28 protein-coding genes are annotated in these 24,155 nt (G+C 45.0%); all 28 read right to left on the bottom strand.

Annotated elements, in window-relative coordinates:
* Positions 1 to 2: 2 nt before the first annotated feature.
* On the bottom strand, positions 3 to 2,051 hold the full coding sequence (locus tag E4665_RS01100; RefSeq protein WP_135346947.1) for a chemotaxis protein CheA: 2,049 nt from the start codon (positions 2,049 to 2,051) through the stop codon (positions 3 to 5).
* Between the two features lie 2 nt (positions 2,052 to 2,053).
* Positions 2,054 to 3,133, bottom strand: a complete 1,080-nt coding sequence (locus E4665_RS01095; protein ID WP_135346946.1) for a protein-glutamate methylesterase/protein-glutamine glutaminase — start codon at positions 3,131 to 3,133, stop codon at positions 2,054 to 2,056.
* Positions 3,130 to 4,020, bottom strand: coding sequence for a MinD/ParA family protein (locus E4665_RS01090; RefSeq protein ID WP_241654581.1), 891 nt, complete (start codon positions 4,018 to 4,020; stop codon positions 3,130 to 3,132). The genes E4665_RS01095 and E4665_RS01090 overlap by 4 nt, the downstream gene beginning before the upstream one ends.
* The gene (locus E4665_RS01085) at positions 4,013 to 5,107 is read right to left on the bottom strand and encodes a flagellar biosynthesis protein FlhF (RefSeq protein ID WP_241654580.1); all 1,095 of its coding nucleotides are present in this window, start codon (positions 5,105 to 5,107) and stop codon (positions 4,013 to 4,015) included. The genes E4665_RS01090 and E4665_RS01085 overlap by 8 nt, the downstream gene beginning before the upstream one ends.
* Before the next feature lie 2 nt (positions 5,108 to 5,109).
* The gene (gene flhA / locus E4665_RS01080; protein WP_135346943.1) at positions 5,110 to 7,143 is read right to left on the bottom strand and encodes a flagellar biosynthesis protein FlhA; all 2,034 of its coding nucleotides are present in this window, start codon (positions 7,141 to 7,143) and stop codon (positions 5,110 to 5,112) included.
* A 24-nt stretch (positions 7,144 to 7,167) separates the two neighbouring features.
* Entirely contained in the window at positions 7,168 to 8,256 is a 1,089-nt protein-coding gene (gene flhB / locus E4665_RS01075; RefSeq protein ID WP_135346942.1) for a flagellar biosynthesis protein FlhB, read from the bottom strand.
* A gap of 4 nt (positions 8,257 to 8,260) precedes the next feature.
* Entirely contained in the window at positions 8,261 to 9,034 is a 774-nt protein-coding gene (gene fliR / locus E4665_RS01070; RefSeq protein WP_135346941.1) for a flagellar biosynthetic protein FliR, read from the bottom strand.
* Positions 9,035 to 9,052: 18 nt separating this feature from the next.
* Positions 9,053 to 9,322 carry a flagellar biosynthesis protein FliQ gene (fliQ, locus tag E4665_RS01065; RefSeq protein ID WP_135346940.1) on the bottom strand — a complete coding sequence of 90 codons (270 nt, stop codon included), beginning with the start codon at positions 9,320 to 9,322 and terminating at the stop codon, positions 9,053 to 9,055.
* A 38-nt stretch (positions 9,323 to 9,360) separates the two neighbouring features.
* Entirely contained in the window at positions 9,361 to 10,038 is a 678-nt protein-coding gene (fliP, locus tag E4665_RS01060) for a flagellar type III secretion system pore protein FliP (protein WP_135346939.1), read from the bottom strand.
* The gene (locus E4665_RS01055) at positions 10,031 to 10,711 is read right to left on the bottom strand and encodes a flagellar biosynthetic protein FliO (RefSeq protein WP_135346938.1); all 681 of its coding nucleotides are present in this window, start codon (positions 10,709 to 10,711) and stop codon (positions 10,031 to 10,033) included. Before E4665_RS01055 ends, fliP begins: the two co-directional genes overlap by 8 nt.
* Before the next feature lie 23 nt (positions 10,712 to 10,734).
* Positions 10,735 to 11,097 carry a response regulator gene (locus E4665_RS01050; protein WP_135346937.1) on the bottom strand — a complete coding sequence of 121 codons (363 nt, stop codon included), beginning with the start codon at positions 11,095 to 11,097 and terminating at the stop codon, positions 10,735 to 10,737.
* Between the two features lie 42 nt (positions 11,098 to 11,139).
* A complete protein-coding gene (gene fliY / locus E4665_RS01045) occupies positions 11,140 to 12,309 on the bottom strand; it encodes a flagellar motor switch phosphatase FliY (protein ID WP_135346936.1) in 1,170 nt (389 codons plus the stop codon).
* Positions 12,302 to 13,300 carry a flagellar motor switch protein FliM gene (gene fliM, locus E4665_RS01040; RefSeq protein WP_135346935.1) on the bottom strand — a complete coding sequence of 333 codons (999 nt, stop codon included), beginning with the start codon at positions 13,298 to 13,300 and terminating at the stop codon, positions 12,302 to 12,304. The genes fliY and fliM overlap by 8 nt, the downstream gene beginning before the upstream one ends.
* Positions 13,301 to 13,333: 33 nt before the next feature.
* Positions 13,334 to 13,768, bottom strand: a complete 435-nt coding sequence (gene fliL / locus E4665_RS01035) for a flagellar basal body-associated protein FliL (protein WP_135346934.1) — start codon at positions 13,766 to 13,768, stop codon at positions 13,334 to 13,336.
* Positions 13,747 to 13,983, bottom strand: a complete 237-nt coding sequence (locus E4665_RS01030; RefSeq protein ID WP_135347114.1) for a flagellar FlbD family protein — start codon at positions 13,981 to 13,983, stop codon at positions 13,747 to 13,749. Before E4665_RS01030 ends, fliL begins: the two co-directional genes overlap by 22 nt.
* Before the next feature lie 57 nt (positions 13,984 to 14,040).
* Complete coding sequence (locus E4665_RS01025; RefSeq protein WP_135346933.1) at positions 14,041 to 14,832, bottom strand: flagellar hook-basal body complex protein; 792 nt, start codon at positions 14,830 to 14,832, stop codon at positions 14,041 to 14,043.
* Between the two features lie 75 nt (positions 14,833 to 14,907).
* Positions 14,908 to 15,300: a TIGR02530 family flagellar biosynthesis protein gene (locus tag E4665_RS01020; RefSeq protein WP_135346932.1), complete on the bottom strand. Its 393-nt coding sequence runs from the start codon at positions 15,298 to 15,300 to the stop codon at positions 14,908 to 14,910.
* Complete coding sequence (locus E4665_RS01015) at positions 15,293 to 15,766, bottom strand: flagellar hook capping FlgD N-terminal domain-containing protein (RefSeq protein ID WP_135346931.1); 474 nt, start codon at positions 15,764 to 15,766, stop codon at positions 15,293 to 15,295. Before E4665_RS01015 ends, E4665_RS01020 begins: the two co-directional genes overlap by 8 nt.
* Entirely contained in the window at positions 15,763 to 17,160 is a 1,398-nt protein-coding gene (locus E4665_RS01010) for a flagellar hook-length control protein FliK (protein ID WP_135346930.1), read from the bottom strand. Before E4665_RS01010 ends, E4665_RS01015 begins: the two co-directional genes overlap by 4 nt.
* A 30-nt stretch (positions 17,161 to 17,190) precedes the next feature.
* Complete coding sequence (locus E4665_RS01005) at positions 17,191 to 17,823, bottom strand: MotE family protein (RefSeq protein ID WP_135346929.1); 633 nt, start codon at positions 17,821 to 17,823, stop codon at positions 17,191 to 17,193.
* A 15-nt stretch (positions 17,824 to 17,838) separates the two neighbouring features.
* Positions 17,839 to 18,279 (bottom strand): flagellar export protein FliJ, encoded by a 441-nt coding sequence (gene fliJ, locus E4665_RS01000; protein ID WP_135346928.1) that lies wholly within the window; start codon positions 18,277 to 18,279, stop codon positions 17,839 to 17,841.
* Complete coding sequence (gene fliI, locus E4665_RS00995; protein ID WP_135346927.1) at positions 18,269 to 19,597, bottom strand: flagellar protein export ATPase FliI; 1,329 nt, start codon at positions 19,595 to 19,597, stop codon at positions 18,269 to 18,271. Before fliI ends, fliJ begins: the two co-directional genes overlap by 11 nt.
* Positions 19,597 to 20,355 carry a flagellar assembly protein FliH gene (fliH, locus tag E4665_RS00990; RefSeq protein WP_135346926.1) on the bottom strand — a complete coding sequence of 253 codons (759 nt, stop codon included), beginning with the start codon at positions 20,353 to 20,355 and terminating at the stop codon, positions 19,597 to 19,599. The genes fliI and fliH overlap by 1 nt, the downstream gene beginning before the upstream one ends.
* Positions 20,348 to 21,364, bottom strand: coding sequence for a flagellar motor switch protein FliG (gene fliG, locus E4665_RS00985; RefSeq protein WP_135346925.1), 1,017 nt, complete (start codon positions 21,362 to 21,364; stop codon positions 20,348 to 20,350). The genes fliH and fliG overlap by 8 nt, the downstream gene beginning before the upstream one ends.
* 13 nt (positions 21,365 to 21,377) lie before the next feature.
* Entirely contained in the window at positions 21,378 to 22,961 is a 1,584-nt protein-coding gene (gene fliF, locus E4665_RS00980; protein WP_135346924.1) for a flagellar basal-body MS-ring/collar protein FliF, read from the bottom strand.
* 34 nt (positions 22,962 to 22,995) lie between these two features.
* Positions 22,996 to 23,295, bottom strand: coding sequence for a flagellar hook-basal body complex protein FliE (gene fliE / locus E4665_RS00975; protein WP_241654579.1), 300 nt, complete (start codon positions 23,293 to 23,295; stop codon positions 22,996 to 22,998).
* Between the two features lie 10 nt (positions 23,296 to 23,305).
* On the bottom strand, positions 23,306 to 23,749 hold the full coding sequence (flgC, locus tag E4665_RS00970) for a flagellar basal body rod protein FlgC (RefSeq protein ID WP_135346922.1): 444 nt from the start codon (positions 23,747 to 23,749) through the stop codon (positions 23,306 to 23,308).
* The gene (gene flgB / locus E4665_RS00965) at positions 23,749 to 24,132 is read right to left on the bottom strand and encodes a flagellar basal body rod protein FlgB (protein ID WP_135346921.1); all 384 of its coding nucleotides are present in this window, start codon (positions 24,130 to 24,132) and stop codon (positions 23,749 to 23,751) included. The genes flgC and flgB overlap by 1 nt, the downstream gene beginning before the upstream one ends.
* Positions 24,133 to 24,155 lie beyond the last annotated feature (23 nt).

Here is a 24,155-nt window from a genome sequence, read left to right as displayed (position 1 = left end):
CCTCACGCGTTCTGCTTAAGCGTTTTTTTCTTCTGGGCGTTAATCAATTCCTGGCAGTCAAGGATCAGGGCAACTTTTCCGTCACCAAGAATTGTTGCACCAGAAAATCCTCTGACGTTCTTCAGATATTTTCCAAGCGGTTTGATGACAATATCCTGATAACCCAATAATTTGTCAGCTACCACACCGACAACCTTGTCTGCCTGACGAACAAGAACGATTGATCTTGAGCTTTCATTCTCGGGGTTGACAGAATCACCACTGATAAAAGCATCGGTAACATTCAAATAGTCATCAAGATTAATGAGCGGCACAATACGTTCGCGGAAGCTCATCACACGGGACTGATTAATTGTCTGCACATTTACCTCTCTTTCAAGCGCTGTCTCCGCTATTGATGCAATAGGGATTGCATAAACTTCCGGACCCGCCTGAACTAACATAGCGTTGATAATTGAGAGAGTCAGAGGGAGCTTTACAGTAAACTTTGTTCCCTTTCCCGGGGTGGAATCTACTTCAACAGTTCCGCTCAGCGAATGAATTTTGCTTTCAACAACGTCCAGTCCCACGCCCCTTCCTGAGATGTCAGAAATCTTGTCCGCAGTACTGAATCCGGACTCGAACAGCAGGTGATAAATATCTTTGTCGGTCAGCGTTTTTAATCGATCCTCTGATACGATCCCTTTCTCAACTGCTTTTTTAAGCACCTTTTCACGATTAATGCCTGCTCCGTCATCCTCAATCTCGATAAACACATGACTTCCGCTGTGATAAGCTCTGAGGGCAAGTGTTCCTTCCGGATTCTTTCCAGCCTTCTCGCGGACATCCGGATGCTCAATCCCATGATCCATAGAATTCCGAATCATGTGCATTAATGGGTCTCCGATCTCGTCAATTACGGTACGATCAAGTTCAGTTTCCGCGCCTGTAATGACCAGATTAACTTTTTTGTCCAACTCTTTGGAAAGGCTTCTAACCATCCTGGGGAATCGGTTGAAAACCTGTTCAACCGGTTCCATTCTGAGGTTCAGAATCGTTTCCTGAAGCTGATCCGAAACTCGCTTCAGCATTCCGACAGATTCTTTCAGATCCTGGTTCTCCATAGAAGATGATATTTTTTCCAGACGGCTCCGGTCAATAACCATTTCTTCGAAAAGATTCAGAAGATGATCCAACCTGTCCAGATTAACGCGAATGGTTTTTGCGATGGGTTTCTGAGGCTGGCTCTTTCGTTCTATTTCTGGCGATTCCTTCTTATCCTTTGTTTCGCTATTTTCTTCGTTTTTCTCAGTGGAGCCCTTCACGGAAGATAGAGTGACAATTTCAATCTCAGAAATATCCATAACTTTTTTTCTAACAGTCTCTTCATCTCTGTCGGTAACAACGACATATGTAAATGCTCTGTCAAATGCTTCTTTTTCGATATCTTCCGTTGACGGTTTCGATTTAACAATATTGCCGATGTCTTCCAGGGCGTTAGAGACCATCAAAGCCCTTGCAGCTTTGAGTACACAATCTTTCCGGAGTGTTATTTCGGTTTCAAAAACACTCATATTCTGCGACAATGCCTGTTCAACAACCGCATAATCATATTCGCTATACGACAGACCGGAAGCTGTGCTTTCATTCCTACTGGCAGTAGGCCCGACGCTTTCTGCCACCGTTTGATCCTTCTCCTGCAATAAGTCCCGTAACTTTTTCAATGTCTCAGCAGTATCTAGTTTATCGTTTCCTCCCTGCTCAATCGAATCAACCATTGATTCAAGTAAGTCCAAAGCCTCCAACAGAACATCGACCATGTTTGAGCTGACAACGGCCTTTTGATGGCGAAGCGCGTCAAATACGTTTTCCATCGTATGCGTCAGCTCCATCATGGTACTGAATCCCATTTGACCAGAGCTTCCTTTCAGAGTATGAGCTGATCTAAAAATACTGTTGATCAATTCAGGATCCTCTTTTTTTTCTTCAAGTTCCATTAATTTATCATTCAGATTCTGTAAATGCTCTCTGGCTTCATCAATAAATACACTTAAATACTGGCTCATATCCATTTTCATTCATCTCCCTTAAGGCCAAATTGTTGGCAGATAGCCGCTGCAACCTGATTAATCCGACAAATTTCATCCACTTTATTTGTTTCTATCGCCGCTCTCGGCATGCCGAATACAACACAAGATTCCTCTGATTCCGCTATAACATGGACATCGGCTCCGCTATCTTTCAACGCGGTAATGCCATCCGCACCGTCCCTGCCCATTCCTGTTAGTATCGCAACGACAAATGACCGTTCGCGTATTTCCAGAAGTGAATTCAATGTGACATCCGCAGAAGGCTTGACTCCGTGAACCGGCGGTGTATCCAGCAGATGGACATAGAGCTTTCCATCCTCATTTTCTTTAACCTGCAAGTGTAAACCGCCTGGAGCAATGTAGACATGGCCGTTGGAAAGAACCTCCCCTTCCACCGCTTCTGTGACAGCCAACTCGGACATTCTGCAAAGCCTGTCCGCCAAGGATTTGGTAAATTTGGGCGGCATATGCTGAACAACAAGAACAGGAGCCGGCAAACCCTTCTTGAGGCCAGGTATCACTGTTTGCAATGCTCTTGGTCCGCCTGTCGATGTTCCGATAAAAACAAGAGATTCGTTTCTCGTCTTATCGATGTTGTTTACAGACAGGGTGACATCCTTCAATGCAGATTTTTTCACATCGTCTGCACACGTTCGGTGAATTTTCGAGATTGAAGCCTCTTTTATTTTTGTTTGTAATTCAAGTTCAATGCGTTCAATTTCTGATGCTTTCCCGGAAGGTTTAAAAATGAAATCGAAGGCTCCGTTGCTGATCGCCTCTATGACATAATTCACATTTTCATCACTCGCGCCGCTGACCATGATCGTTGGGGTAGGGATGTCGGTCATAATATCATGAAGAACCTGCAGGCCGTCTTTTTCGCCGGACATGATAATGTCGAGCGTTACGACATCGGGATGGTACCGGGCAATCTTTTTTAACGCATCTTCACCATCTCTTGCGGTAGCGACAACCTGAAGATCTGAATCCTCTTCAATCATTGCCTTCAGAGTCTGACGCATGAACGCCGAATCGTCGACCACGAGCACGCGTACAGGATTCATAGTTTCTTCCCCCCAAACATTCTGAAGTAGGACTTTACACGAGTTGAAAAAGAGTACGTTTTTCCTGAAAAGGCCGCTTCACCCGTCTGTTCTCCAATGATAAATGAACTCGCTAATAGTTTCATCTCAACACTGTATTTTGAACGGGGATACTGCAACACACAAGGAACCTGTTCTTTCACAGACCGCAAAACGGCACGATCCCGATGCAAAGCAGTCAGCCATTTAATTCCCTTTCCCATAAACCGGGCGGAAGCTCCTGAAAGCCTTTCCCACGTTTCCCTCCCCTCCTGCAAATTTTCAACCATATTGACCACACATGATACCTGAAGATTCTGATTGTTTGGCAGAAGAAGCTTTAGGGCAGAATATGCGTCAGCCATAGCAGGAGGTTCAGGTGTTGTTACGAGAATAATTTGGTGGGCAGCCAGAAGAAAATGAATCATGTCTTCTGACACTCCCGCACCAAAATCAAATAGAACATAATCATATTTCTTTCGAATCCGCTCGATCTGCTCGAGAAAAACGCTCAAGTTTTGTTCCTCAAGCCTGAACAGATTGTCCATGCCGTTGCCTCCGGAAATACACGATATATTCCCTGGACCGGTAAATATCACATCGTCGAGTCGCAGCTTGTCATGAATGCTGTCAGCGATATTGTATTTCGCGGGCTTTCCGAGCAGATGATCAATATTGCCCATACCGACATCCAGATCAATAATAAGCACTTTCTTACCCATTTGAGACAGAGAGATCGAAAAATTAATGCTGAAAACCGACTTGCCAACTCCGCCCTTACCGCTTAAAATGCCAACCACAACGCCTTTTTTATCCTGAACTTTACTGGAGTTTACCAATCTTCTTAATCTCTCTGCCTGATCATTCATCATTTTTATCACCCAGCATTAGGTTAATCAGTTCGTTTACATTCGGGATTCTCAGGTCATCAGGAACTTCCTGCCCATCAGTTATGTATAAAACACGTTTTTCAGGGAAATGGAGGAGAGTACTGACAACCGCTCCATATGTCGTTGTTTCATCCAATTTAGTTATAATCAGCTGATTAGCTGATAACCTCTGAAAACTGTGCACCAGTGAATTCAGATCTGCATACTTCGCTGTTGCTGCAAGAACAAGGCGTAGATCGATCTGCGGATCATCTCGAATCAGTTCACCGATATCTTGGACATACCGCTCATCTTGAAAATTGCGTCCTGCAGTATCAATGAACACATGGTCATACTCCGCATATTTCAGAACAAGATCATGTAGATCTTTTTGGCTGTACGCAACTTCTATGGGAACGTTCAGAATATCCGCATACATTTTCAACTGATTAATCGCCGCTATTCTAAAAGTATCCGTTGTGATAAAAGCTATTCTTTTCCCGCCCTCAAGAATTTCTCGCCCGGCAATCTTTGCTATAGTCGTCGTTTTGCCGACTCCTGTCGGACCGATAAACATAGTGAAGCGCTCATTCGAGGACTGATTCTGGAATCGCACAGGATTAAGGCGCTGAACGAGCAACGCTTTCAACGAACGCTCCAGTTCCAAATCATCCATTGATTCATCACTTTGATACCATTTCTTTACCATTGTTTTAATCAATGAATCCACATGTCCTTCATCCAGGCCCTGATTAAGTAACCGTACGCGCAGACTGTCCAGATATTCCGGACCCGAAAATATCCGATCCACTTTACTTGTGACTTTACGAAAGGGTAAACCCACCCGATCCGCTGCAGTCTCCGAGAATCCGCTATGCTTTTTTTCGGCATTTTTCGGCAAATCTTTTAATGAAAAATCCGTATCTGTATCATTGGCGGCAAGGACTTCTACACTTTCTCTCTTAAAAAGATTAAAGAAGCGCCCCTTTGTCACTTTTTTAGTATGAAAAATAACGGCGTCGCCGCCAAGTTCCTGCTTCACTTTTTCGATTGCCTGAGCCATTGTCGGCGCAATAATTTTTTTCATTTTCATGCAGCATCCAGCACCCCAATGCTTTGAACTTCAACATTTGTCTCGAGTTCATTATAAGACAGGACATGAATATTTGGGAAGTAGCGTTCCGTCAGTTGATGGACATACATCCGCACAGCAGGTGAACAAAGGATCACTGGATCACTGTCCATATCCGTCCATTTTTCAACAGATGATGACAGATTTTTTAAAACCTGAGTTGTTGTTGCCGTATCCATTGCCAGAAAATTGCCATGTTCTGTTTTCTGTACCGAATCATTGATTTTGCGTTCCAGATCAGGACTGAGCGTCAGAACTTTTAGCGTTTCACCCGGTCTGGTGAATTGTTCCGTGATTTGCCTTGACAGCGCCTGGCGAACGTACTCGGTTAACAGCCCTGTGTCACGGCTCATCTGAGCATAATCGGCGAGTGTTTCAAAAATAACCGGCAGATTACGGATTGACAGCTTTTCTTTGAGCAAATTAACGAGAACTTTTTGAATATCTCCGGTATTCATCGGTTCCGGAGTCACAGCCTCAACCAGCGCTGGCGAGTGTTCCTTAAGATGATCAATCAGCTGTTTCGTCTCCTGGCGCCCGACAAGTTCCCAGGCATGGCGCCTGAGCACTTCCGTTAAATGAGTGGAAACGACAGAAGGTGGATCAACAACTGTGTATCCTGACATTTCAGCACGTTCTTTAGTCGGTTCGTCAATCCAGAGTGCCTTTAATCCAAATGCCGGTTCTGTTGTTTCTATTCCCTTGATGGATTCGTCATCAACCCCCGGACTCATTGCCAGATAGTGGTCCAGCATCAATTCACCTTTTGCCACTTCGCTGCCGTTGATTTTAATCCGGTAACCATTTGGCTCAAGCTGGATATTGTCCCGAATGCGGACCACGGGAAGTACAATGCCAAGCTCCAGGGCAAGCTGGCGGCGGATCATCACAATTCGGTCAAGCAGATCGCCACCCTGGCTGCTGTCTGCAAGCGGCACCAGCGCATAGCCGAATTCAAATTCGACCGGATCCATTTGCAGAAGATTAATCACATTCTCCTGATTTTTAAATTTATCTTCTGCCTTCTTATCCTCATCTGTAATCACTGCCTGTTTCTCTCTTCTCTGATTCCGGCGAATCATCACGCCCACAACAACAAGCAGCAATGCAATTGGCAATGTAGCCACCATGCCAATCGGGGTCAGGCCGAGAATAAAAATGACCGATCCGGCGACAACGAGCATCACAGGGAATGCTAGCAACTGATCGGTTACTTCCCTACCCATATTGGTTTCAGAAGAAGACCTTGTGACGACAATCCCGGTAGCTGTGGAAATGAGCAGCGCCGGAATCTGGCTGACAATACCATCACCTACAGAAAGGAGGCTGAAGGTCTGCGCCGCATTAGCAAGGGTCAATCCCTGCTGTAGAACACCGATAATCATACCGACGATTAGATTGATCGCAACAATGATCATGCTAGCAACCGCATCGCCCTTGACAAATTTACTTGCACCGTCCATCGCTCCGTAAAAATCAGCTTCACGGGTAATTGTTTCACGTCTTTTTTTCGCTTCCTGATCGTCAATCAGCCCAGCATTCATATCCGCATCAATACTCATTTGTTTGCCGGGCATTGCATCAAGTGTAAATCTGGCTGCGACTTCAGCCACGCGTTCGGCACCTTTGGTAATTACTATGAATTGAACAATAATCAGGATCAGGAAAACAACCAGCCCGACAATGACATTCCCGGAAACCACAAACTGGCCAAAAGCTTCGATAACTTGTCCGGCATTTCCCTGTGTCAGGATCAAGCGAGTGGTCGAGACATTAAGACCGATTCGGAAAAGCGTCATGATTAACAAGAGAGATGGAAATACCGAAAACTCAAGCGGTCCTTTAACATTCAGTGTGACAAGAAGAATGGTCAGCGCGAGAGAAATATTTAAAATGATTAGAAAGCTGAGCAATGCACTCGGTAGAGGTATAATGAGCATCATCACAATACCGACAACACCAAGTATTACTATAAAGTCACTTCTTTTCATGGTTCTCCTCCTCTCCCGTACTCATTACGCTTTTCCATTCAGGCGATATACGTAAGCCAGAATCTCAGCTACAGCTTTAAAAAACTCTTCAGGAACACTGTCACCAACATCCAGTTGAAAATAGAGGGCTCTGGCCAGCGGTTTTTTTTCAACAATCACAATCTCATGTTCCCTTGCGATTGCCTTGATCCTAAAGGCCACTTGATCCGCACCTTTCGCAATGACTCTCGGGGCCGACATCCGCACCGCATCATACTGCAAAGCAACAGCAAAATGTGTCGGGTTGGTAATGACCACATCGGCTTTCGGGAGCTCCTGCATCATACGGCGCATCGCCATCTGTTTTTGTCTTTCCCTGATTCTCGACTTGATCTTGGGATCGCCTTCCATATTTTTGTATTCATCTTTGACATCCTGTTTAGACATCCGCATGTTTTTTTCGTATTCAAATTTCTGGTAATAGTAATCAAAAACAGCCAGAACAATCAAAGTAGCTGAAGCGGCAAGTCCCATGTTAAGAACAATATTGGCCATTGTCACCAGACCGTCACCCAGCGATTTCTCACCTGTTTCCACAACCATCTGCCTGTTGATCCAAATCACTGAAAAAGCAACCAATCCGATCAGAAGAATCTTAAGCAGCGATTTGAGCAGTTCCATAATAGCCTTCAGCGAATAAACACGCTTCAGACCTTTCAACAGACTGATCCGGTCCGGTTTGAACGCCAGCAATCCGGGCTGGAAAAGAAAACCTACCTGGAAGAGCTGACCCGCGATTCCAGCAACTAAAGCTACAATCAGAATCGGTATCAACAATAAAAGTGACTGGATTGAAAGTGCAGAAAAGAATTGATGCACATTATTCTCAGTGACATCCATGTTCAACGAATTTTGAAAAACATGAGACATCATGGATGCCAGTCCTTCGCCCAGCGACCCACCCGCGAAACGAAAATAGAGGAAAAAGGCGAATAGACTGATCGCCGTGCCTAGATCCGCGCTTTTAAACACTTCCCCCTGTTTTCTGCTTTCCTGACGTTTATGAGGCGTTGCTCTTTCTGTCTTTTCCCCTTCAAAAAACTGAAGATTGAGCGGATAACGGAAGTGTTTCATGCCTTTAGCCCCCCAGCAGCCGCATATATGTACTGAACGCATCCGTCATCGAATCGAAAACGACGCGAAAGAGAACAATAAACGCTGGAAAAACAATTAGCATAATCAGAAACCCGACGATAATTTTCAAGGGAAGGCCGACAACAAACACGTTAACCTGGGGCACCGTCCGCGCGATCAATCCAATCGCCACATCAACCAGAAAAAGACAGCCGACGACGGGCATAGCAAGTTGCATTCCGATAACGAGCATCTGGGCCGTCAGCCTTCCGACAAATTCCGCTGTATTTCCACTTGCAAGATGAATCGCCAGACGATCAACCGGAAAAAGATTGAAACTGTACATCAGGCCATTCAATAGCATGTGATGGGCATCAACGCCCAGGAAAAACAGTATTTGGAGCATGTAAAGCAGCTGTCCGGTCAGAGGTGTCGCAGAACCATTTTCCGGACTTATTGTATTCGCTATGGCAAAGCCAATCTGCAAATCGATCACAGAGCCCCCAAATTGGACAGCGTATGTAAGAATTCCTGTGACAAAGCCCATTGATAAGCCAATAAGCGCTTCTTTCAGTATGAGCAGGACAAAAGAGTCGTTTAGCGGAACAACCTGGCTTTTAAAGACTGTCATGTCGATCAACAGTGACAGAGCTACCGCGAATCCAATCTTAGCAGTATTTGGAATAGTCCGGTATGAGAAGATCGGCATGGTAACCAGAAAGCTGGCGACTCTGACAAGCACCAGTAGAAAAACTGGAATTGCATTTAATATTTGCACGGATCGCATTATCCTTTACTATCTTATGAAATTCGGCAGATTTGCGAAAATGTTCTGGGTAAAAGCAAGCATCCTCGAAAGCATCCAGGGGCCGAAAAAGATCAGCCCGAATAAAACAGCCACAATTTTAGGGATAAATGCCAGAGTCTGTTCCTGAATCTGGGTTGCCGCCTGAAAAATACTGACAAGCAGTCCGACCACCAGCGAAACAATGAGCAAAGGTCCGCCAACCATCAGAACAATCATAACGCTTTGGTCGGCAATGGACAGCACTGTTTCCGCGCTCATACTATCATCCCTTCTTTCTTAGGTATCTGACGAATGGACTACTGATAACTTTTAAGCAATGACTCGACAATCAGGTACCACCCGTCAACCATGATGAACAGTAGTATCTTAAAAGGCAGCGAAATCATGACTGGGGGGAGCATCATCATCCCCATAGCCATAAGAATACTTGCGACTACCATGTCTATGACCAGAAAGGGAATAAAGATCATAAAGCCCATTTGAAAAGCCGTCTTCAGTTCACTGATTGTAAATGCCGGTACAAGAGCAGTCAGTGGAATATCCTGAACCTTGGAAGGTGTCTTATATTTGCCATAGCTCAAAAACAACTGCAAATCTTTTTCCCGTGTTTCACGTGCCATAAAGTTTTTGACAGGATCCTCTGCGCGCGCCATCGCCTGCTGCTGCGAGATCTGCCCTTTCATATAAGGCTGGATGGCATCGGTGTTGATCTGCCCATATACAGGTGCCATGATGAAAAATGTCAGAAACAATGCCAGCCCAATCAAAACCTGGTTTGGCGGCATCTGCTGGGTCGAAAGAGAGGTCCTGACAAAAGAAAGAACAATGATGATTCTTGTAAATGAAGTCATAAGAACGAGAATAGCCGGGGCCAAAGAGAGAACAGTCAGGATAAGCAGAAGCTGTACCGTTGTTGCGACACCCTGGGGCTGACTCGTAAAAAGGGCGGGTGAAATACCCGGTATGCTATTCATCCCGCTTGACCTCCTGAATGAGTTCCTTCATTTTTTTTTCTCGTTCCTCCTTCAATTGATTCAATTTTTCTCTGAGGATGGAACTGGCATAATCCCTGCCTGTGGTCTGTTTTTTTCCCTGAGTCCTGAACGCTTTCCCCGCTGTCCATTGCAGAACGCGGACCACATTTTCCTCAAGACGGTCCGTGGCCTCCTCCTGTGACGCCAGAGCTTCGATCTCTGAGGGATCACTGATCTCCTTAAGAAGCTGAACTGTCTCCCCCACGCCGATAACCATGACTTTGTTGCCGATTCTGATCAGCTGGACAGACCGATTCGTTCCTACTGAAACCCCGCCCAGATTTTTGAGCAAATTACCTTCTCTGAACTTTCCCGTTTTTTTCGCTACAAAACGATACAACAGATAAATTAATGCGAGTACGATAAGCAGTGCAAATACGATCTTTACAAAGTCCAGAAACAGATTAGAGCCACCAATTGCAACAGGAGACGTATTACCGTTTGTTGTCTGAGCACTACTGCCCGGATTCGATTGAGCATGATGTCCGGTGTTCTGATTTTTGAACATATCTGCTACAGTGCCATTGCCCGGATCCGCTGCCAGGACATGGACATTCGTTCCAAAAATCAGAGCAAGTGCGAGAGCAAGAGAAATCAGTCCTTTCGGTAACAAACCGCCACCTTCTTCTTTCCTTTTTAGCCAAGTGTTTTTTTAATTGCTTCGATGACGCGGTCTGCCTGAAATGGCTTGACAATAAAATCCTTCGCACCAGCCTGAATCGCGTCAATGACCATCGATTGCTGACCCATTGCAGAGCACATAATCACTTTGCAGTCCGAATCTTTCGATTTTATCTTCTTAAGCGCTTGAATACCATCCAGTTCAGGCATTGTAATATCCAGAGTCACAAGATCCGGTTTAAGTTCATCATACTTGGAGACGGCTTCATTGCCGTTTGCCCCCTCACCAACAACTTCATAACCATTTTTTGTTAGAATATCTTTCAGCATCATTCTCATAAAAGCCGCGTCGTCTACAACCAGTATGCGTCCTGCCATGCTAAACCCTCCATTATCATTTATCATTAAGTAGTAACAAGTTTACAAGCTTTTAAGTCTGTCGGCGTGATTTAGAATTTCAGTAATTCGAATTCCAAAATTCTCATCAACCACTACCACTTCGCCTTTCGCAACATATTTTTGGTTAACTAATATATCGATTGCTTCACCTGCAAGCTTGTCCAGCTCAATTATTGAACCCGGGCCCAGTTCCAGTACCTCATGAACTGTTTTCTTTGTGTGTCCGAGTTCAACACTGACATCCAGAGGGATATCCATCAGCAAATCCAGATTCCGCGGTGTACTTTTCTCAGTTTGATCCGAATCATTTCCAAAATCAGAGAACTCTGCCGTTTGAACATTCTGCTGGCGCACAATATTTTGCGATCCGGTAGGTGCGGCGACCTTTTCCTGTACTTTGTCTTCCTGATCCGCAGAGACCGCCAGTACCGGAGAATCTGGTTGATCCGATGCAGTTGTGCCAACAGAGTTCTGCTGATTTGCTTGACCTGATGTCTCGTTCATAAGCAGATCAACCAAATGCTTGCCAAACGGAATCGGAACCAGCTGCATGATGTTTGAATCAACCAGGCTGCCAATTTTCAGGCGGAATGAAATCTCAAACATCAGGTCATCGTTGGGAATATATTCCATACCCCGCCTTGTTCTGACATCCATGAGAGTCAATTCAGGAGGAGATATATCAATGCGACGGTTAAAGACCGTGGACATCGCTGTGGACGAAGACCCCATCATCTGATTCATGGCTTCCTGCACCGCGCTCATCTGCATATCACTGATTTCCTGGCTCGGATTCTTGCCGTCGCCCCCCATCATCAGATCTGCAATAACGCTGGCATCCCTCGTTTTAATAACAAGCATGCACGACCCCTGAAAGCCTTCAGTATAATTGACAAGAACCGAAACATGGGGAACCGGAAACTCTTCCCCCAACTTATTCCGGTTAACGATATGTACAGACGGCGTCGTGATCTCAACCTTCTGGTTCAAAATAGTTGATAATGCCGTTGCCGCGCTGCCAAAAGATATATTGCCAATTTCGCCGAGCACATCTTCCTCAAGATCCGACATGTTATTTTTTTTAAGCGGCGCTGCATCCTTTCCCGGATTTTCAGTATGCTGTTTTTCAGCCGATGCCTGACGACCGAGAAGCGCATCAATTTCTTCCTGTGAGAGTTGTCCGTCACTCATTATGGTTATCCTCCTGTACTATAGGTTTGATGATTTGGACAGCCATTCGCTTGTTCTTCTTCCCAGGCTGAGCGAAAAATTTTGGGAAGCCGCCGACTTCTACTGTGACCGGCTGATCAATCTGACGGTTCAGGGAAATGACATCGCCGGTATTCAGATGCAGCAATTCATGAACAGTAATCTGCGATTTTCCAAGCAACACATTAATGTTAATCAACGAATTTTCAATACGCTGACGCAGAGCTTGATACTCTTCTTTTGTCACATCATTTTTTTTCTCACTCATCCAATAATGCATGGACAATTTCGGAATAACCGGCTCCAGAACAACGTGTGGAAGGCAGATATTAATCATTCCGCTTGATTTTCCAATCATCGCCGACAGCGAAATAACGATCACCGTTTCATTGGGAGAAACAAGCTGAAGAAATTGAGGATTTGTTTCCAACTCAAGTAAACGCGGCCGCATTTCAGCTTCGACTGAAGACCATGCCTCTTTCAGTGAGGGAAGAGTTCCCTCGAATAACCTGATCATCAGATCCTTCTCAATCTCTGTCAGATTCTCTACTTTATTCATGCTGATCCCGGCACCACCCAGAAGACGGTCAAGCATGGCATATGCGATGTTGGGATTCATTTCGACAATGAGATGCCCTTCAAGTGGGGGTGCTTCAATAATATTCAGGACAGTTGCCGATGGAATGGACCGGATGAATTCTTCATAGGGAAGCTGATCCACCGAGGCTACGGAGATCTGCACATAGGTTCTTAGCTGCGCTGAAAAATAGGAAGTCAGTAATCTGGCATAGTTCTCGTGAATTCTCGTCAGACTTCTGATCTGATCTTTAGAAAAACGCAGCGCCCTTTTAAAATCATAAACCCGGACTTTTGGTTTGCTCTCTTCTTCTTTTAATTCTTCCGCATCCATCTCTCCCGTTGAAAGAGCTGAGAGCAACGCGTCAATTTCTGATTGTGAAAGAATATCGGCCATGTCACATCATCACCTTACTTATCCTGAATTACCTTATTGTACTACCTTTTCTGTCGTATAAACATGGGTCACAGTTCCGCTGTCTAGGAAACTATTGATTCTGTTTTTTATCTGATCTTCAAGACTGGCAATCCCTTTCTGATTCTGAAGATCCTGGGGTGTCATGTCCGAAACAGTGTAAATCACAGCATTTTTGACTTGGAACGATCGTTTTGTCAACTCATCTTTCGCGTCTTTGTTTGATACCTGAATGTTGAAATCAACCTTGATGAAATGGTCGCCTTGAATATTGGTCGTTATTTCACCCGTGTCGACAGTCAGGTCATTAACAATTTCATCAATACTCGGATTTTGAACATCATTTTTACCCTGAGCATAATTTGACAACATAAAATAAGCGACGACCGTCCCAATAATCACAAGAATCATGAGAATGAACAGAACGTTTAATCCTCTGCTTTTGAACATCTGAGCACACCTTCTTCTGCGCGAACTGCCTGGGACCAGGGAATCTCTTTCAAAAATCGGATCACAAGCTGCGTCACCTGATCAACTGTTTCTCTGACAACAATTTTCTTTCCGGTCGTAAGAGTTACAGTCGTATCCGGAAGTGCCTCGATCTGCTCAATGAGAAACGCATTCAGGACGAAAGTCTGGCCATTAAATCGTGTCAGCTGAATCATAGGTTCAATAAATTGAACTGAATCCGGAGACCGGATCCAGTTCACTCCTTTCGTTCATCATTGCTTCAGGTTAACCAGTGTCTGGAGAATCTGGTCTGCAGTCGTGATCGTTTTTGAATTGGCCTGGTAGGCACGTTCTGCCGTGATCAGATTCGTCATTTCATCGGTCAGATCGACGTTCGAACCTTCCAGTGCGTTTTGCTGAAGCTGTGTTTGTGTGCCAAGTCCGGTCGCCGCGGTCATTTGCTGTGCATTGCCCGATCCCTGTGTCACTTGGTACAGCGAATTTCCAATTTTTTCTAGACCGTTTGGATTTGAAAAAGTGAAAAGATTAATGCTTCCTAATTGCACCGAATTACCTGTAGTTTTATCAACACCTGTAATATTTCCCGCTTGATCAATAGTAAAACTTGACACTGTATTAAAAGAAGCGCCAGGGGTTGTTGTTCCTCCTATATCAAGAGCCATGCCTTGACTGTTTACAAGACCAGTACCAGCAGTATCTAACTTAAAATCCCCTGCTCTTGTATAGTATGGGTTAGTTCCATTCATTACTCGAAAATATCCTTCACCGTTAATAGCTACATCGTATGGGTTACCTGTTGACTCTGGAACACCGCCGGTAGTGATGTTGTCAATTGAACTCGTTTGGGATCCGAGGCCAATTTGAACCGCGTTGACGTTTGTTGTCGATCCCTGCAATTGCTGATTAATTGTATCTTCAAAGTTGATGCGACCTTTTTTGAAGCCGGTTGTGCCGACGTTTGAAATGTTGTTGCCAATGACATCGAGATCCGTCTGAAAGTTTTTAAGTCCTGATACACCCGATCCTAATGAACGTAATAACATGATTTAGTTCCTCCTTTTAAATTGACTGCTTCGGTCGGTCCACAGCCACGGCTCTCCTTAAAAAGGTCCAGCCTGTTAATGATTAATCAAAATCGTCCCATTGATATTCGTGAAAATATGTGACTTTGCTTCCTGCAGATTCATTGCCGTTATCACCGTGTTTTTCGGTGTATTGACGACGAGCGCGGCATCCTTCGTTAAAACCAGTGAATCATTAACACCCATTTTTTCAGCTTCTCGCATCTTGTCATGGATCTGATTCCATTCCGATGCCGTCAAATGAATGTTTCTGGTTGCAAACCGTTCCCTAGCGTGCTTCGTCAATTTTACCGGCTGATCATTCAACTGATCGCTGAATGTCTTTTGAAAAGAATGGGCCGTTGTGGTAGTTTCCTTGGGTTTCTGCTGAGTCTCCAAGTTGCCCGGCAAGGGAAATGGATAATATGAATAGTGATCAATTTTAGCCATCGGTACTACCTGCCGAATCGGAGACCTCGGTAATCGTCGATGGATCCACGGTTTTACCACTGTCCGTCAAATAACTGATCTGTCCATCTTTGACATTCACCGCATTCACGATTCCGTTCATCGTCGTCGAAATGTCATTTCCGTTCTCATCAGTACTGCTTTCTGTCCAAGTAATCTTTTTACCGATCATCGTCGCTTTATCAGAAAGCGAATTGTCTGATTGCGTTGCAACAAGCTGATCAATTGCGCTGCTCATATTCTGAGTCTGTTCCAAGGAAGTAAACTGGGCCATCTGAGTCACAAATTGTCCGCTATCCATCGGTGCCGTCGGATCCTGATTCGTCAGCTGAGCAACAAGTAATTTTAGAAAATCGTCTTTACTTAATGTGCTGTTCGCATTAACTGTTGTACTCTGACTGGACGCTGCAGTTGTACTTGTAGATCCGTTAACTGTCGTATCACTCATGTGCTAGGAACGCCTCCTGTCATCCATTCGAGAAATGATTGTCCTGCATTATTTCCGTCGACAGGCCTTGCCGACTTCTTCTGTTTGCTTTCATCATCTTTTCCGCCCGACTGTCCGTTAGTATCCTGATTCGTTTGCTGCTGGTTCATATTCTGCGATTCTCCCGCAGCCGCGCTCTGCCACTGTCTTGAAACGTCAATCTGACCAATTGTTACTCCTTGCGCAGCGAGATCATTTCTTAACTGACCGATACCTGATTCCAGCAAATCCTTCGCCGTTTTGGTCCCGGCGATGATTCTGGCGATCATTCCATCGCTTGTCTGTGTCACCGACACCGTCAGTTTCCCCAGATGTTCCGGATAAAGGGTGACCGTCAAATTTTTAGTCCCACCAGGATCCAGACGGAATGAAGACTTTCCCATCCACTTAACCATCTGATCGGATACCTGCGTACTCACTGGATTGCTATTTTCGCGCTGAGCTGTGCCAGTGAAAGAAACAAAAAGCTCAGTATGGCTCATTTGCCTTGCTGCTACTTGAGACAGCGGCAACACAGCAACCTTTCTTACTGAAGAAGTTAAAGCTGGTTCAGCAGTTTTTGAAGGCGCTTGATCACTCGTTGATTCCGCTTTTTCAGGTAGATTTAATCCGGTTGCCGGGTTATCGGCTGCCCTTAGAAGTCTTCCCATTTTAAGAGCTGCCGGTTGCACAACGTTTGCGTGAATATCCGCCTTCGCTGAAGGAATTTTGGCTTCGGTATCATTGCGGACAGCGTCAGCAATCCTGGACGCAATAAATGAATTTTTGGTCGAATTTTCAACCTGGGCCTGATCAGAATGAGCGTTGATCAGCGTGGCAAGATCAGATTTAATCTGAGCCGAAACCGACGCATGGTCTGAGTTTACTTTCAGAACAGAAGTGCTGGCATTTTGAGCCGATTGCGCGTTTCCGCTGTGATAACCAACTTGTTTACCCGTACTTTGCTGAGCCGAACCTGCCTGATTTTTAGAGTTGACTTCATTTTTTTTCAAACGGGACATTCCGACAATTACCGTTTGTGGATTCTCAATCAGGATTGCCTCATGTGTTTTTGCTGTATCAGAAATCTGACGTCCTATCGTAGTAGCCGAATCAGATCTTTTTCCCGATGTTGGAGGTATTTTTTCTGAGATTTGATCGGTTCCGACCTTCGATTTTTCATTATGTTGGCTGTTTTTAAGCTGCCCGATGCCTTTCGGAGCCACGGACTTGGCCGACGCAGGTGAAAAAGACTGAGTCACTGTGTTGAAAAGGGTGAGGAAAGAGAAATCTTCCGGCTGTCCGGTTTTTTTCTTCTTGTCATGAGCCCCCGCCCCTTTGCCCTCCTGAACAGACAGAGCAATTTGTGTTTCCATTTTTTCACCTCCTTTCAAAGGATTAAAAAATTAAGGCACCGTCGTTGTCGTGACTGAAGTTGACGATGAGGAGCTGCCGGTCGTTGCGTTCGTATTCTGCGGCGCCTTCAGCAACTGAGTCAGTGCCGCCGCCTTGGCCGGCGTCATGTTCTGCAGAATAGCCGCTTTCGTCGCATCGTCAAGCATGTTTATGTAAGTTGCAGCTTTATTCACGGGCAGCTGATTAAAAATAGCGGCAGCTTTTGCAGGATCCATATTTTTATATGTCTGGGCGTAAACAGTCTGGAGTGCGGCATTATTCTGGCTCTTCTGGGCCTGGTTCTGCTGGTTTGCCTGGCTTTGAGCCTGTTTCAGCTGATTCTGCAGCTGGGTAACTTGGTTCTTAAGCTGAGAAATCATTCCATTTTGCTGAGTAATGGTCGAATTTTGGCCCGCAATTTGCTGTTTGAGGCCAGCTGTCGTTGAAGCGGGTGCCCCGGCAGTCTGCGCCGCAGAATTTCCGCCGTTTCCGAAAATCAGCGACTTCGCCTGACTGACTGGATCTATTCCGGCAAGTTTCAAAAATAAACCGGTTAACAATAACAAGAACAAAATCGGAATAAGAAGAGCCAGAAAGAATTTTAAAAGTTTTATACCGAACCCCGATTTTTTCTTCTCGTTCAACCTATCTCATTCCTTTCACCCATGGGAAACAGCCCGAAGAGCAGCAACTTCATCCATCAGTTTCATTTCATCTTTCTTAACTTCCTGGTTATAGACTTCTTTTTTCTTTTCTCTCATATTCTCATATTTCTTAACTTCAATCGTTTTTTCATGAAGTTTGACCCGTAATTGTTCCAGCTGGCGTTTGGATCGGTTGTAAATCAAGGTCTGCTCGTCAATCATTCGGTCAGTCGTTTCAACATCGATAAGCTGAAGCCTCATAGAATCGATTGTCATCGCTTTCCGCATTTTTTTTTCAAGATCCGACTGCGTCCGCTTTTTTTCTTCCATTAATGCCAAAAGCTGATGCGCAATTTTTTCCAGTCTATCATATAGTACCTGATATTGGGATTCAAAATTTTTTCTTTCACTTTCGGCAATCCTCATAACACGATCTAATCGAAAATCAAACGACATCTGGCTTGCCTCCCTCTCCAAAATCAATCTCAAGCTGATTAATAGATTGATCAAGCGTTACTTTGACATCCTCTGGCTGCACCATATAGGAAAGAATTTTGGGATGATACTGTATCGCTGCGTCAATAGCGGCAGAACTTCCTTGTTTATAGGCACCTATGTTGATTAAATCTTCAGATTCGGTGTATTGAGAGAGAAGCGCTCGAAAATGTGCCGCTGCCATAAGGTGTTCTTTGGAATCGATCTCGGTCATAACACGGCTAACGCTTTTCAGCAGATTGATTGCCGGGTATTGCCCTTTTTGAGCAAGTGAACGGTCAAGAACAATGTGGCCGTCAAGGATACCCCTCACCGTGTCCGAAATCGGCTCATCAAGGTCATCGCCGTCGACAAGTACTGTATAAAAAGCTGTGATTGAGCCATTTATATCCGTACCTGTCCTTTCAAGAAGTCTCGGAAGCAAAGCAAAAACGGAAGGAGGATAACCCTTGGTTGTAGGTGGTTCGCCGACTGCGAGACCGATTTCACGCTGGCTCATTGCCACCCGAGTCAGGGAATCCATCATAAGTAAAACATTTTTACCTTTTGATCGAAAATATTCTGCAATAGCCGTTGCCGTCATTGCCCCTTTTATTCTCATCAACGCCGGTTGATCGCTCGTCGCAACGATGACTATTGAGCGAGCCATTCCTTCGGTTCCGAGATCTTTTTCAAGAAATTCCCTTACTTCGCGTCCCCGCTCACCAATCAAGGCAATAACGTTCAGATCTGCTGAAGTATTACGGGCAATCATCCCCAATAACGTACTTTTGCCAACACCGCTCCCTGCAAAAATTCCAACACGCTGTCCCTTGCCAACGGTAAGAAGACCATTTATTGAACGAATTCCAAGTTCAATTGCTTCCTTGATACGTGGTCTCTGAAGGGGATCCGGCGGTTCCTGGTTTGTCGGCACCATCTCAAATCCCTTTGAAAAGCGCATGTCCGACATCGGATTCCCCATACTGTCGCACACCTGTCCCAATAGCTCATCGCCAACTTTGATCTCTAGAGGCTTGCCAGTCGCTTCAACCAGACAGCCTGGTGAAATATGAGCCACAGAGGTATACGGCATAAGTAGGATCTCTTCGTCTTTGAAACCGACAACCTCCGCTTTTATTCTCTGCCTTCCGTTCTTGAGGTGGATAATGCAGACATCACCAACGGATGACTCGGGACCTTTTGAGGCGATAAGAAGCCCAACAACCCTGCTGATTTTTCCAAAACGTTTATAGCTGTCCATTGAAGCAAGTGATTCAATCAGCAGGTCCGCATTCATCAGGCATGCTCCTCCATTAATTCTTTCAGTTTTTCTTTAATCACTGATAATTGGCTGTCAATGCCGGCATCGATTCTACCGAATTCCGTTTCAATGATACAGTCATTTTCAGTGAGATCACCGTCTGCGTAAATGGATACATCAGCATCCTGCACAAGATCGTCAAGCTCTTCCTTATGTAGATCAAGAGTTCCGAAATGAATCGGAGGGACAATAATTTTTATTGTCTTTTGATCTCTGACTTCACGTACCGCTTTAGTGACCATGGAGGACCATTTATCCTCATCCAAAGCGATAGATGTTCCTATTATTTTCTCTGCAACAGCCATCGAGAGTTTGAGAATTTCGGGCTCAGAGCGAGCAATTTTATCCCTGTATTCCGTGTTCGCCTGTTCAAGCAGCTGGTTCGCCTGGTCAATCCTGGAAAGATAGGATTGCCTCCCCAGATCAGCACCTTTTTTGAAACCCGATTCAAAGCCCGCTTTTTTACTGTTCTCATAGGCCTCGGCCCTTTTTCTTTCAGCCTCTTCTTCCTTTTGTTTCATTTGTTTCTCTATTTCATTACGTTTGAGTTCAGCTTGTTGAAGAATATCAGCCGCTCTACGCTTGGCCTGTTCAACTTTCTCTTCGAGTGTCTGTTCAATTGATTTTGTATCCATCTTGCTGTCCAGAGCATCCAGCTCCGGATCCACAACAACTGAAAGCTGAACGATCTTACTTCCACTACTCGATTCCGGGGATTTTAAAATGTTAGACAATCACATCGTCCCCCTTACCTCTGGCTATTACAATTTCTCCGGCATCTTCCAGTTTCCGGATTGTATTTACGATTCGTGTCTGTGCTTCTTCAACATCATGCAACCGGACAGGACCCATATACTCCATTTCTTCCTTGAAGCTTGCAGCCATTCGTTCGGACATATTGTGAAAGAGCAGTTCTTTTACCTCCTCACTCGCTGTCCGCATGGCCAGGATCAGATCTTCATTCTCACTTTCACGAATGACCCGCTGAATAGCCCGATCATCTAAAACAACGATATCTTCAAATACAAACATACGTTTCTTTATTTCTTCAGCCAGATCGGAATCGTGTTCCTCAAGTTGTTCAAGAATGTTCTTTTCTGTTGTGCGGTCAACACCATTCAGGACATTGACGATCGAAGCAATACCACCAGTCTGTGTATAATCCTGATTTACGGATGAACTTGATACCTTCTTTTCTAGAACCCGTTCAACCTGTGAAATAATTTCAGGTGATGTCCGGTCCATTTGAGCAATTCGCCTGGCAATATCCGCCTGATTTTCAACCGGAAGTGCCGAAAGAACGGTTGCTGCCTGGTCCGGGTCGAGATAGGAAAGAATCAGCGCAATCGTCTGAGGATGCTCATTCTGAATAAAATTGAGTATCTGTTGTGGATCACTTTTACGCATAAAATCAAATGGCCTCACCTGAAGTGTGGACGTAAGCCTTTGAATGACATCGTTAGCTTGCTGCGCACCCAGGGCCTTCTCCAGAATCTGTTTGGCATATCCGATCCCGCCCTGTGAAATGTATTCCTGCGCCATCGCTGTCTGAAAGAATTCTTCGATAACCTGCTTTTTCATATCAGAATCCACTTTCCGAGCGTTCGATATTTCCAAAGTAAGGTCTTCAATTTCCTGTTCAGTCAGATGTTTGAAAACGTTTGCTGACACATCTGTACCCAGCGCGATCATTAAAATGGCCGCTTTCTGTTTCCCGTTCATCTTCGTTCTACGATCAGCCAATCTTTACACCTCCTCAGCGGTCATCCGACATCCAGCCTCGCAGTAACTTGACAAATTGATCCGGCTTTTGCCTCGCCAGTTTTTCAAGCTCGCTATATTTTTTCTGTTCAGGATTTTCTTGATTCAGTGCTGCTGCGAGTTCATCATCTTGTGGGATATCCTGAACAATTGCCTCTTCATCTTCTTCTCTGTTGCGGTTTCTCAGGATTAACCAGATAATTGCTCCGATGACTGCCGCAAGTACGCCGCCTCCGATAATATATGGCCAGATACCCCATCCACCTGCTGTCGGTTGTTGTATCTGCCCATTCAGACGCCCAACAGAAACATAGGTCTTCTGTGAGATCTGGTTTAGCGGAAGTTCCTGCCCCTGTGGGTTTGAAATTGATGTCTGAACAATTGAATTAAGAATCTGTTTTATGTCATTCACTCGCTGCTGAGACAGTGAGTTATTATTATTTGGATTCGGCGGTTCCACCATGACCTGGATTCCCATGTCCGTAACTTTGTATGGGCTGTTAGTGACATCCCGGTGAATTCTGTTGAACTGGTAGTTCACGGTGTCTTCCACTTTTTGATAAGTACCGTTTCCATTTGTTCCCGCCTGATATGTAGGAACATCGCTCGTTCCAGTTCCGACTTGTCCAGCTGCGCCCGCCCCCGTGTAAGTCTCTGCAATATGTTGGGTACTCGTCTCGAGGCCCTCCATGGTCTGCGGGTTAACAGGTTGAACCAAATTCTGTGATTCTTTTGACTGGGTGAAGTCAACGTTGGCAGTGACGTTAACCATTACCTTCCCCTGACCCATCATCGTTGTCAGCATTTCTGTCACTTTTTGCTGGATACCATTTTCAAAATTATGGATAATTTGTTGTTGCTGATCATAAGTCGATAGGGTTGAATTCCCTGAGTTACTATCTTTTAGGTCATAATAATTGTAATATTGATCCATTATGACGATATTACTTTCGGGAAGGTTCGGCACACTCTTTGAAACAAGGTGATAAAGTCCCTGAACCTGACTGCTGCTTAACTGGTATCCGGGATCGACGTTCAGGACGATGGAAGCCGATGCCTGACCCTGATTCCCTTGATTGCTCACCCAGACGTCCGTCGGCGGGAGAGTGATCATGACCTTTGCTGACTGCACGCCCTTGCTGTTTGAGATCAGGTTGGCAAGCTCGGTTTGCATTGCAGCCCTTTGCAATACATTAAACTGATTGTCCGTCATTCCAAATCCGGCATTCTGACTGAAAAAAGAATAGTCAATCTGACCCGTTTTTGGAATGCCTTGAGCCGCGAGTTCAACTTTCAGGGCATCAACCTGACTCTGTGGGACGCTGATTGTCGTTCCGCCATTTGAAAGCCTGTAAGGGACTTTCTGACTATCCAGAGTATCTTTAATCTGCCCTGCTTCGCTTGTCGACAGATTGCTGTAGAGTGGAGCGTATTGTTTAATATTTGTAAGAAGCAAGATCACCGTGATTACAACGAGCAGTGCAGCCGCTCCGCTTATGATCCAGAGCTTTCTCTTTTTTGGCAAACCTGCCCAAAATTCCAGAGACCGGTGATACCAACTTAATAGTTTCTCTTTCATAGTATCCTCCGTTCAACCTACCATGTGATCAAATTCAGACTTGCATATTCATAACATTCTGATATGCGCTGATCACCCGGTCCCTTACCTGAACGGCAGTTTTTAACATAATATCCGCTTTTTGCATCGCTATCATTACATTATGTAAGTCTTCATTGCTGGTGCCGTTTGCGAGCCCGGTTACCATATTATCCGCAGACTGTACCGACTGATTAACAGTCCCCACCGCATTTTTCAGCGCGTCGGAGAAAGAAGACTGAGCCGCGGCCACGCTTTGTGAAGACGACTGAAGCGGATTAGAAAAATTAATGAGATTAACAGGACTTACACTCATCACTTATTACCTACTTTCCAATGCTTAGTGCACTTGTCAGCATACTTTTATCCGCATTCATAGCCGTAACCCCGGCCTCATAGGAGCGGTTCGCATCCATCATGTCAATCATTTCTTTAAGAGGATCAACATTGGACTCCTTGACATATCCATTAGCATCCGCATCGGGATCTGTCGGATCATACTTCATAGGAAACGGTGATGGATCTTCAGTGACCGATGCCACTTCCGCGCCACCGGCAGAGGAACCGAGTGCCTGATTAAAATATGAATCAAAGGACGAATTAATTGTTTTGAGATTGACAACTTTTCTGGCATAAGGCTGCCATTGTCCATTAACCATCCGTTCACGGGTCGTATCAGCATTGGCAATATTCGACGAAGCGACATCCATTCGAAATCGCTGGGCCGTCAAACCTGAGGCAGACACATCTAATCCACTAAACATTCCCATCAGCCGCTAGCACCTCCCAGCACCGTATTAAATCTCAGAAACTGATCGCTGGCAGCCTGTGTCAGTGACTGGTAAAGCAATTGATTCCTAGATAGATCGGACATTTCATGATCAATATCAACGTTATTCCCATTATTCTGAATCGTCCCAAAGTTATCCGTTACTGTTTGAAATCCCGGATCGGCCGAATTTAAGAATGGTAAATGGCTGGGATTCGTGCTGTTTGCTTCCAGTTCACCCTGAAGTGCATCATCAAAAACAACCTTTTTAGCTTTGTAACCTGGAGTGTCAATGTTGGCGATGTTCTGGGAAATGGCATTTTGTTCAGCCATAGACCCGTTCAGACCCTGTTCAATTGCTGCAAGAGGAGTTGTTGAAAACAATGGGCACACCTTTCTTTCCAATT

It is taken from the genome of Sporolactobacillus shoreae, from assembly GCF_004684935.1.
In the GTDB taxonomy this organism is placed as follows: Bacteria; Bacillota; Bacilli; order Bacillales; family Sporolactobacillaceae; genus Sporolactobacillus; species Sporolactobacillus shoreae.
Note: the sequence above shows the minus strand (reverse complement) of the source record. Positions and strands in the feature narration are given on the sequence as shown.